Annotated in this window: 1 protein-coding gene; it reads right to left on the bottom strand. The window is 58.2% G+C overall.

All coding sequences use genetic code 11. The annotated features are described in order from the left end of the window. Window positions 1-722 (bottom strand): IS5-like element ISPa41 family transposase (locus tag APH36_RS30360; protein WP_060501920.1); only part of this gene is annotated, 722 nt, incomplete at its 3' end. Window positions 723-780: the final 58 nt, after the last annotated feature.

The following is a 780-nucleotide window of genomic DNA, read 5'->3' as shown; positions in this document are numbered from 1 at the left end:
GCAATCTGCCAGATCACCCCCCGATTTTCATGCTCTTCGCGCCTTTCGACACCGGTGTAACCGGCATCTGCATACACGGCGTTTTCTTCGCCATGCAGCAGTTCAGCCACCTGCGTGACATCGGCCACATTGGCAGCGGTGCCATGGACGTGATGCACCAGGCCGGACTCGACATCGGCACCGATGTGCGCCTTCATCCCGAAGAAATACTGACCGCCTTTCTTGGTCTGGTGCATCTCGGGATCACGCTTGCCTTCTTTATTTTTGGTCGAGCTGGGGGCATGAATAATGGTGGCATCGACGATGGTGCCTTGGCGCAGCGACAGGCCTTTTTCCTGCAGATAACCATTGATGACCGCAAGGATTGCCGGTGCGAGCTGATGCTTCTCCAGCAAGTGCCGGAAGTTCATGATCGTGGTGTCTTCGGGGATTGGCGCGCTCAGCGTCAGGCGTGCGAACTGGCGCATGGGCGTGATTTCGTAGAGCGCTTCCTCCATGGCCGGGTCGCTCAGGGAGAACCAGTTCTGCAACAGATGGATGCGCAGCATGGTTTCCAGAGGATAGGGTTTTCTACCGCCGCCGGCCTTGGGGTAGAACGGTTCGATCAGCTCCAGCAGGCCTGCCCAGGGCACCACTTGATCCATTTCGGCGAGGAAGCGCTCTCGGCGGGTTTGCTTGCGCTTGCCGGCGTACTCAAAGTCGGAAAAGCTCATCTGGCTCATGGGCGGCTCGGATCAGGTGTTGCGGGGATTCTCGCATAACTGAAGGCTTGTTCGGAGA

It is taken from the genome of Pseudomonas sp. NBRC 111133 (genome assembly GCF_001320605.1).
GTDB classification, from domain to species: Bacteria; Pseudomonadota; Gammaproteobacteria; order Pseudomonadales; family Pseudomonadaceae; genus Aquipseudomonas; species Aquipseudomonas monteilii.
Note: the sequence above shows the minus strand (reverse complement) of the source record. Positions and strands in the feature narration are given on the sequence as shown.